This window comes from Candidatus Ancaeobacter aquaticus (genome assembly GCA_030765405.1).
Classification (GTDB): Bacteria; Auribacterota; Ancaeobacteria; order Ancaeobacterales; family Ancaeobacteraceae; genus Ancaeobacter; species Ancaeobacter aquaticus.
Genome location: JAVCCP010000076.1, coordinates 1 through 9,549, shown reverse-complemented (window position 1 = coordinate 9,549; position 9,549 = coordinate 1). Strand labels below are relative to the sequence as shown.

Here is a 9,549-nt window from a genome sequence, read left to right as displayed (position 1 = left end):
GGGTGTTGAAGTCGAAGCATAAGACAGAATAATGTGACACTCTCCAAACCGAAAGGGGAGAGTAACAGGGAACACAAAGCATGTCTAAGTGTGACGGCCATATTATATCTACTCGACCAGAACTCCGTCACATAAAAAAGTATACTGTCCTATCTATTAGCCTACTTGCCGTAATCTAATATTAATGCATTAAATTGTATTGCCTGTTCAATTGTATAGATAATTTTAAACTCTTGACAAAAGCATACATATGATGTATAATTACCTTATAAAAAACACTAATGAATAACTACACTTGGGCTGATGTTATGGAAAAAATAATAGCTGATCGAGTTGCTAGATGGAAAAACAAATTAATCGATTTAACAAAAAGAAATCGATTAGTAAACTTTAAGCCCACCAAAGTCACTACCGTACGAATTGTCGATGAGCAACCACCTGAGGTTTTTGCAACTTTAGTAACGAAATTGAAATCAATGGATTTTCTCTCCATACCTGAAAGTGAGGAGGAAGGAGAGGATGAAGAAACTGAAGGCGTGGAATCTGTAGAGGAAGACAAGATTGAGACACAGACAAAAAAATTTAAGAAATACAACAAAGATAATTTAGAAGCAAAGCACATAGATATTCATTTACAAACAAACCTAACAACAGGGCAATTAGCAAAAAATCTCTTTCGAATACATTCTTCTGCTGCTTCAGTGATGGAGGAGCAAGGGTACAACGTTTTGTTTCTTGCTGTAGGTTTCCTGGAATGGTATGAATCTGCTAGTTCTGATGTAAAAATAAAATCACCGTTAGTTCTTATCCCTGTCGAGCTTACCCGTCAATCTGTTAAAGGTGTTTATAAAGTTAATTATAATGATGAGGCTATTTTACTAAATCCTGCCTTGAGGCAAAAACTAACACTTGATTTTGGTATAAGTTTAGATGATCTAGATGATGATGTGGAAAAAATTGATTTATTAAAGGTGTTTAGCGAGATACAGGATAAGGTTAAACATGAGGAAAGATGGAGTATTACCAATGATATATTCTTAGGATTGTTTTCTTTTGCAAAATTTATGATGTATAAAGATTTAGAAGCGCATTTTGGAAGCGTTCTGGGGAATGATGTTATTCAAACTATATGTGGCCAGGAAATTCACAATAGGGAGTCATTAGATTCGCTATGTTCTTGGGACGAATTAAAGGAAGAAATAAAACCTCAAAAAACTTTTCAAGTGTTAGATGCAGATTCAAGTCAACAAAGAGCAATTGCAGTTGTAAAAAAGGGTAATAACCTAGTTATTGAAGGCCCCCCAGGAACAGGGAAATCACAGACAATTGCAAATATTATTGCTGAACTTTTATCTGAAGGGAAAAAAGTATTATTTGTCAGTCAAAAAATAGCTGCTTTAGAAGTAGTAAAGAATAGACTTGAGGCAGTTGGGCTGGGAGACTTTTGCTTGGAGTTACATAGCAGAAAAGCTAATAAAAAAAGGGTTATTGAAGAACTTGCTGAAAGCTTGAGGAAACCAAAGCCACCAGATCATAAACATGACCAGGATTTATTGAAATTGGAGAATTTGAAGGAGGAATTAGGTGATTACGCAAGAGATGTCGGGACACCTTTCGGGGCTTTAGGAATGTCTCCTTATAAGGCGATGGGTATTATTTCTTCCATGACAGAAATACCCGATTTAGAATTTATTTTCAAAAATGTTGAACAATGGGATGAAAAAAGATTTTTACTGGGACGTGAGCTGCTAGAGAAACTGAGTGTAAATTTAAGTCATATAAACAATCCTATGCTGCACCCCTGGTATGGCACAAAGCTTACAACAGAATTTTCTTATCCAGAAAAAATAAAGATTAAAGAGTTAATGAACTCGGTATATGAGGTAAATAAAAAACTGCAAAACAATATTCAGCAACTTGTAGAAGCAAGTCATTTTAAAAAACCAGATACGTATAGAGAAATCGAGGATCTTTTAGATGGTACAAGTGTTTTAGCTGCTTTGCCGGCTACAGCTATAGAGCTCATGAAAAATTCCATTTGGACTGAATTGTCAGTAAAAATATATGACATTGTAAACGATGTTAAGAGCTTTTGCGATTATAAAGAGTGGGCAAGAGATAAATATGACTTATCAATTCTTGAAGAAGATGTTGGGGTCATTCTGAAAGAGTGCAAAGATTGTAGCGAAAAATATCTTTATTTTTTATCTCCTTCTTTTCTTAAAAATAAAAGAAAAATTAAACCGCACAAGAATAAGAAATACAAACCTAAGTATGTAGAAATTATTGAGGATTTAAAGAAAATATGTGAAGCAAAAAAGCGGGCAGAAAACATCGATGTTTCCGACGATTTTGGAGGTGAAATCTTTGGTGATTTATGGGTAGCTAGAGATTCAGACGGTAGCCAATTAGAAAAGTTTTCAAAATGGGTTGTCAGATTTCATAAGCATATTGAAGAGGGCCATTTTACAGAAGATATATTTAGCATGGTTATGAATAGAGAACTTGATGTAAAAGAGATAAATATTTTGAGAAAAGATCTTATTAGAGATAGGGAGTTGCACCAGAATATTGTAGAAGAATATTTCAATCACATTAAATTCGATATTTCCGACGGATTGAATAGCGATTTATTTAGTTATCCACTCGAATCACTAGATAAGAAGATAACGGGTATGGCCGAAAGCATTGAAAGTATTGGTATATGGATAGCTTATCAGGATTCATTGAAAAGATGTCATGAATTTGGATTTGAAGATTTCTTAAGTATTTGCGAAAAACATAATATTTCCCACGAACAGTTTTCGGATACATTTAAATGTCAATTTTTAAGGTGTTGGATAGATGCCGCATTTTATGAAAGGAAATCTTTAAGACAGTTTTTAGGAATGAATCACGAGCGTTTAATAGAGCAATTTCGTGAGTATGATTCCAAGCAAATCGATTTAGCAAAAGTCCGTTTAAAACATAGACTAAGTGGGAAAGTTGATGCTTCGTGGGAAGGTTCTTCAGGTTCTGAACGTGGAATTCTGGATAGAGAGTCTCGTAAGAGAAGAGCTCATAAACCTCTTAGAAAATTATTTAAGGAAATACCAAATATTTTATGTGATTTAAAACCTTGTTTGATGATGGGGCCACTTACTGTCTCCCAGTTTTTAGACCCTTCATTATATAACTTTGATTTAGTAATATTTGACGAAGCAAGTCAAATTCCCCCTGAAGATGCAATAGGAGCAATTATTAGAGGTAATAATGTAGTTGTTGCTGGAGATAATAAGCAGTTACCTCCTACGAGTTTCTTTGAAGCAGCAGTTATGACTCCGGAAGATGATGATGAGGAAATGGATGGTTATAAAAAAACAGATCTAGATAGCATTTTAGACGAATGTGCCACGTCAGGATTTCCTGAATGTATGTTGATGTGGCATTACAGGAGCAAACATGAGCATCTTATAGCTTTTTCCAACAAGCATTTATATAGCAATAGTCTGTATACTTTTCCGAGCATGGAGCAAGAATCTGAAAAGTTTGGAATCAAGTTTCATTACTTGCCTGATACCCGTTATGAGCGTGGTAAGGTAGGAGCAAACTTTGATGAAGCTAGAGAAATTGCCAAGGCTGTATTTGAACATTACAGGAACAATCCGGATAAAAGTTTAGGAGTTGGGACCTTTAGTGTTAGACAAAGATTTGCAATAGAAGATGCAGTTGAAGAACTGCGCAAAGATGATCCTACTCTGGAAGAGTTTTTTAATGAAGATAGGGAAGAGCATTTCTTTATAAAAAATCTAGAAACCATACAGGGGGATGAGAGAGATATTATTTTTATAAGTGTAGGATACGGAAAAAATCCATCAGGGACTCTACCAATGAATTTTGGCCCATTAAATCAATCAGGTGGAGAGAGAAGGTTAAATGTTCTTGTTACAAGGGCAAGAGAAAAAGTCGAGATATTTTCTTCAATAAGAGGCAGTGACTTTGATTTAAGCAAGACGAACAGTGATGGAGTTCATCTATTTAAAAAGTATTTAGATTTTGCTGAAAAAGGTGAATCTGTATTAACTCAAGATATATCAGAAGATTATGATGCGGTTGCAGATTCTCCATTTGAAGAAGCAGTATATGATGCTTTAACTAGGAAACACGTTAAGGTAAAAAAACAAATAGGTTGTTCCGGGTATAAAATAGATTTAGCTGTGGTTGACAGAGACAAGCCAGGAGAATTTATATTAGGGATCGAATGTGATGGCGCAACTTATCATTCGAGTAAAACAGCTCGAGATAGAGACAGATTAAGACAGCAAGTTCTTGAACAACTTGGATGGAACATATATCGCATATGGTCAACAGATTGGTTTAAAAACCCAAAACAAGAACTAGAAAAAGCTTTAGATGCGATAGAAAAAGCTCAGAATAGAGTATTTAAAAAAAAAGTCTGAGCAAAAAAGAGTATGAAATAGAGTATGCTCATCCATATGAAATGCCCAATCTATTATCCAAGCAAGTAGCTTCATATGAAATTACTACAATAGGAACAATTAACTCTCGTGATTCTCTTTATTTTTACAATGCTATTACCATAACAGAAATAGCAGAAAAACTAGAATTAGTAGTGAATACCGAGGGACCAATTCACAAAGATGAGGCATTTCGCAGAGCAGCACGGTTCTGGGGCTTTAACTCTGTGGGTAGAAGGATTAAAGAAAAATTGGAAAAAGCTGTTAGTAAATTGAAAAGATTCGAAGACATCAAGGTGAAAGATAAATTTTATTGGCCGTATACTATGGAGGTTCCAAAAATCCGGAACAGAGAAGGAGTGGAGGGTATAAGTAAAAAAATCACCTCAATATGCCACGAGGAAATAGGAGAAGCTTCACTTTTTGTATTGAGTATGGAGTACGGTATTCCTGAGCCTGATTTGATAGTGCAAACAGCTAAAGTTCTGGGATATAGGAGAGTAACGGAAGAGATTAGCGAGCACATGGCGAAGAGTATTAATAAATATAAAATCTCTGGTCATATAATTAATAAAGGGGACAAGCTATTATTTAATCAAGAGAAGACATATGAGAAAAAAAATGAACAGGTAGAGGTTGTTGAGCCGCCGGCCGATGCCTCGGAAGTAATAGAAGAGTTTTGTATTGAAAAAGTGATACGAGAGGCAATAAATAAGAAAAGATCCATAAGTATTGAATATAACTCTCCATTAAAAGGGAAGTCAACTCGGACAATTGAACCTTTAAAATTGGATGGAAAATATGTTAGAGCATATTGTCATTTAGTTGATGCAAATAGAACCTTTAGAATCGATAGAATTAAAAGGATAGAACAGTATTATTTTTATTCCTAAACATTGTGAAGTTGTTCATGAATGGACCAGATGAGTTTTTACGAGTATGATGTCGTTATAGGCTAAGATGAAGTCATATATTATAAATTCGGGATAGTAATTCTTATTAAAGAAGATGACGGTAATTAATCTGAGGTGGATGAAAATATAGAGGAAGAAGTAGTTGAGAAAGAACTCATACTATCTCGAACGTTGAATAAAAAGAAGATCAATTTATGTCTATTATATGCGGGTTTCCAAAACGAAAAAAATACATTGCGCTATGATCCAAAGATAAAAAACGCGATACACACATGAGTATCTGTTAATGTAATGAATGAAGAAATGACGTTAAGAGGGTAATGCAGTTTTTGCCACATGCTTGTAGGTAAAAAAGAACTTTAAGAAAAATGGAATACTTATAAGTAATAGTTACAAATAAAAATAAGGGAGGGCTTTAATAATGAAAGTGAGTGATATTGCTGTGAAAGTAATGCCAGACGATAATGATAGAATATCTTTTGCAATTAAGGCTTTAGTTGGGAATGATTCTGATGATACAGAGGTTCTTGTTGAGTTACAAGGGCTAGATAGTGACGGTTTTGAAGTCTATACACTTCTTCTGGAAGGAGAAATTCCAATCGGTGGAAGCAAAGTGCTGACTACCAAAGAGGATTATATTGAAAAAGATTTGTTTGATCAAATAGCAGAATGGCAAGTAAAATGAAACATAACAATTCAAGCGTGGGTGAAAGGAAAAGGGGGCACACCTATTAAGAGTGACTTTATAAACATTTAAACACCCGATATCAAAGAAGATGTTTTGGGTATCAAGTGGGGTGATCGGAGTTGCTTCGCCTAAGTTGCATTAGTATTTAAAAAAGATCTCTATTTAGACTTTGAAAAAATGGGGTCAGGTTTTGAATTGTGAAATAAATATTTACTTATAGATATCAGAGGTAGGCAATATGGCTATTATAATTTTAATTCTAATTGCAGTGTTGATTCTTTATATACTCTATAAAATATATATGAGAACTGTAGAATGGATTTTAGAACCACTGAGTGAATATATGCAAGATAAGGATGCTGAACGTTTTGCAGTAAATGAAAGAGAGGATGAAGATGATGAAGAGCAGGTCGAGCTTCCTCGTGCGTTAAGAAATAAAAAAGACCAACTGATCCATACTATATGCAACTGTCCGAAATGTAAAAAGAAGACAGCTTATTATGATCCAAAGATAAAAAGAACGCGTTGCACAAGTTGTGAATGGGTTGATATGATCGATTCGGAAATGACATTGGAACAGTATTATAATTGTTATCATTCGCTCATAGATAAATCAGAGCTCGTTGAAAAAGCGGAAGTAGTGCTGGATGGACTCGACAAGCCTGTGTATTTACCAAAATCTTTATTAGAGAAAGCCAAGAAGAAACCTCAAAAATTGCCCAATAGTAATTTATGGATTTATAAAGACTATATTTTTTCATGTAGACCTACAGGAGAAAAGATAAAAGAAATATTTGGGTGTGAGAATTGAGCAATTAATATAACCAAGGAGTGATTTATGGCTTCAAAAAAGAAAGAAGCGCCAAAAACAAAGAGAAGTGTTGTTGTTCATAAGAAAGATATTAATGTAGATAATATTTATCAGATGTTGAATGTTGTTGAGAATAATATTCAGGAATTGACTAGGATGTTTAGTGAGCTCCCGGATAGTAACCATCGAGATGTTGGTGGGCGAATGAAACCGACAACCAAACAAATAGAAATAGCAAAACAAATCAAAAGAGCTCAGGCAAGGGCAGATAGATTAATGAGAATAATTGAGAAACAAGGGTTGTGAAATATATAAAAAAGAATCTTATGACCTAAAAGTAAGTTAGATATTAATGGTTAGCAATAAAGGAGTAAGATCATGGCAATGAAAAAATGTAAAGAATGTGGCAAAGAAGTCAGTTCAAAAGCTGAGGCGTGTCCAAATTGTGGCGCGGTTTTGAAAAAGAAAACAGGATGCTTGACCTACATTGTGGCAGGGTTATTACTCCTTTTTCTTATTGGTGTGATATTTTCAATAATGGAAGAAAGCACAACTTCTTCTTCCAAGCCAAAAGCAGGATTAAAACTTCCAAGCTTAGGAAAGCAAATTGTGACATATGACGAGTACAAGCAAATTAAAAATGGCATGTCGTACAGACAAGTTGTTAAAATTATAGGTGCCGAGGGAGAAGAAATATCTAGTAACAAAATGGATGGTGTTCCTGGAGTTATGAAATCCCTTGTTACTGTTATGTATCAATGGGTGAATAACAATGGAAGTAATATGAATGCAATGTTCCAGAATGACAAACTTATCCAAAAGGCGCAGCTTGGATTGAAATAGGGAATCAATGGCCAATAAAAAGCTCTGGCGGATATTTGCACCTAGTGCCGTTGAGTTTAGTTGTTAGCGTAACGAAAAATAATTAATAATTTTGGGAAACAAAAAATGAATCAACAACAGATTGTTAAGGATGTTCATGAAATCAACAAGAGAGTCTGTTTTAATTTATGGAATGTTGCTAATGTTAACAGCAAATTAAATAGTCTATCACCACACCTAATATTCCCACAGAAAAGAAGTGGCAAAATACGTATAAGCGAACAAGAAGCCAGAGTGTTATATTGCAGTGTGCTAAATAATTTAAATTATTTCTATTCGATGGAGACCCCAACGAAGAATGTGTACCAGCAAAAAGGGCAAACCCCAGTGAGTGCATCTACTGATTTAAGTATGTTCATCAATAGTGGTAATGCATTTGAGAAAGTGGTTAATGTTGAGTTTAAAGCCCATAACCCTAAGGTTGAAGATATTAGAAAAGATATTGAAAAGCTTATAAGAGAAAATATATATGGAAATTGGTTCCATACTTTAAAAAACATCGGCAATAAAACTATTCCAACATTATTTGATAAATTTAAAGATTCATTTCAGAAATGTTCTAAAAATATAACTAAAAAAGTATCTTTTGTGTTTTGTTTTTGTGTGCTTGAAAAGAAATGGGCATGCACAAAAGAGTTTAGCTTTGATCCAAGCCATGATGATTTATCAGCTTATATCAATGATTTCTTTGATCTTAAATATTCAGCAACAGCAAAATCAGCCTCTGTCAAAATCAATAAACTCAAGGGTTGGACATTGGTTGGAAAGAGACCAGAGAATAACACGCAAACTATTTAGAGATATACGATAGACTTTATAAGTGAAAAACCAAGACATAAAGGTAATTTTTCTAAAAATGGTGTGTTTGTTGAAATACAATTTGGTAATTCACCGACAATTTATAGAGATTATTACAAATTTCATTATGGGTTTGCCAAAAAACTGTTAACTCTCGCAGTTTTGATTGTGCCTACAGATCCTATTAAATTTTTCCCAAAACGTAACCCAGGCAGTATAAGCAACATGGCTTCATTTGAATATGCTTTAGAACATTTCTCTTCACTCACGATCCCTGTTCCTGTCCTGCTAATAGGTCTTTTGCCTTCCAAATAATGTAATAGAATTTATCAGTAATCGGTCCCGAGAAGAGCGGACAGTAAAAAAAATATAAGATATTACTTGTAATATAACTAGTAATATGTATAATGGCGGGACTGTTGTTTTTTGGAAAATTAGGCAAGTCTATTTGTAGAAAACGTAAGTCTACAAACAAATTAACAATTTAGAAGGAGGATAAATGAGTTCTGAAAGAAAAAGTAAAATAAAGCTAATACATTGCTTGCTAGTGTGTGTATTCCTTGTATCGGGTTGCGCATCAGCTAGTTATCAAAGGAACCAGGTTCAGGATGATTCAGGTGACAGAGTCACTGTTGGGACTGTTCAAAGAAAAATTGCAATAGGAATGAGTTCTGCGGATGTAGCGCAGGTATTAGGATCCCCAAATGTTGTTTCAACTGACGAGGAGAGAAGAGAAGTATGGTTATACGATAAGGTTGCCACAGATGTTGTATATTCAGATAGTGCTGCAGGAATAAAATTTTTAACCATTGGTAGATCTGGAGCAGTATCAACCAATCAACGAACATTAACCATTATTATTAAATATGATAAAAATGGTAAGGTGCGTGATTTTGCTTATCATACCTCACGATTTTAGGAGAGAATAATATGTTAAGGGTATTTGTATCAAAGAAGTTGTATCTAATTGTTTTATTGTGCACAACTCTAGTCGGTTGT

General features: G+C 34.3%; 8 protein-coding genes. All 8 read left to right on the top strand.

The window, feature by feature from the left end:
- The first annotated feature begins 308 nt into the window (after positions 1 to 308).
- Positions 309 to 4,439, top strand: coding sequence for a DUF4011 domain-containing protein (locus P9M13_10395; protein MDP8263693.1), 4,131 nt, complete (start codon positions 309 to 311; stop codon positions 4,437 to 4,439).
- A gap of 41 nt (positions 4,440 to 4,480) precedes the next feature.
- Complete coding sequence (locus P9M13_10390) at positions 4,481 to 5,350, top strand: DUF3320 domain-containing protein (protein ID MDP8263692.1); 870 nt, start codon at positions 4,481 to 4,483, stop codon at positions 5,348 to 5,350.
- A gap of 442 nt (positions 5,351 to 5,792) precedes the next feature.
- A complete protein-coding gene (locus tag P9M13_10385; GenBank protein ID MDP8263691.1) occupies positions 5,793 to 6,056 on the top strand; it encodes a hypothetical protein in 264 nt (87 codons plus the stop codon).
- A 241-nt stretch (positions 6,057 to 6,297) separates the two neighbouring features.
- Positions 6,298 to 6,870 (top strand): hypothetical protein, encoded by a 573-nt coding sequence (locus tag P9M13_10380; GenBank protein ID MDP8263690.1) that lies wholly within the window; start codon positions 6,298 to 6,300, stop codon positions 6,868 to 6,870.
- Positions 6,871 to 6,897: 27 nt separating this feature from the next.
- Entirely contained in the window at positions 6,898 to 7,176 is a 279-nt protein-coding gene (locus P9M13_10375; protein ID MDP8263689.1) for a hypothetical protein, read from the top strand.
- Positions 7,177 to 7,248: 72 nt separating this feature from the next.
- Positions 7,249 to 7,713 (top strand): DUF3862 domain-containing protein, encoded by a 465-nt coding sequence (locus tag P9M13_10370; GenBank protein ID MDP8263688.1) that lies wholly within the window; start codon positions 7,249 to 7,251, stop codon positions 7,711 to 7,713.
- 105 nt (positions 7,714 to 7,818) lie between these two features.
- Positions 7,819 to 8,550, top strand: a complete 732-nt coding sequence (locus P9M13_10365) for a hypothetical protein (GenBank protein ID MDP8263687.1) — start codon at positions 7,819 to 7,821, stop codon at positions 8,548 to 8,550.
- A gap of 499 nt (positions 8,551 to 9,049) precedes the next feature.
- On the top strand, positions 9,050 to 9,469 hold the full coding sequence (locus P9M13_10360; GenBank protein ID MDP8263686.1) for a hypothetical protein: 420 nt from the start codon (positions 9,050 to 9,052) through the stop codon (positions 9,467 to 9,469).
- Positions 9,470 to 9,549: the final 80 nt, after the last annotated feature.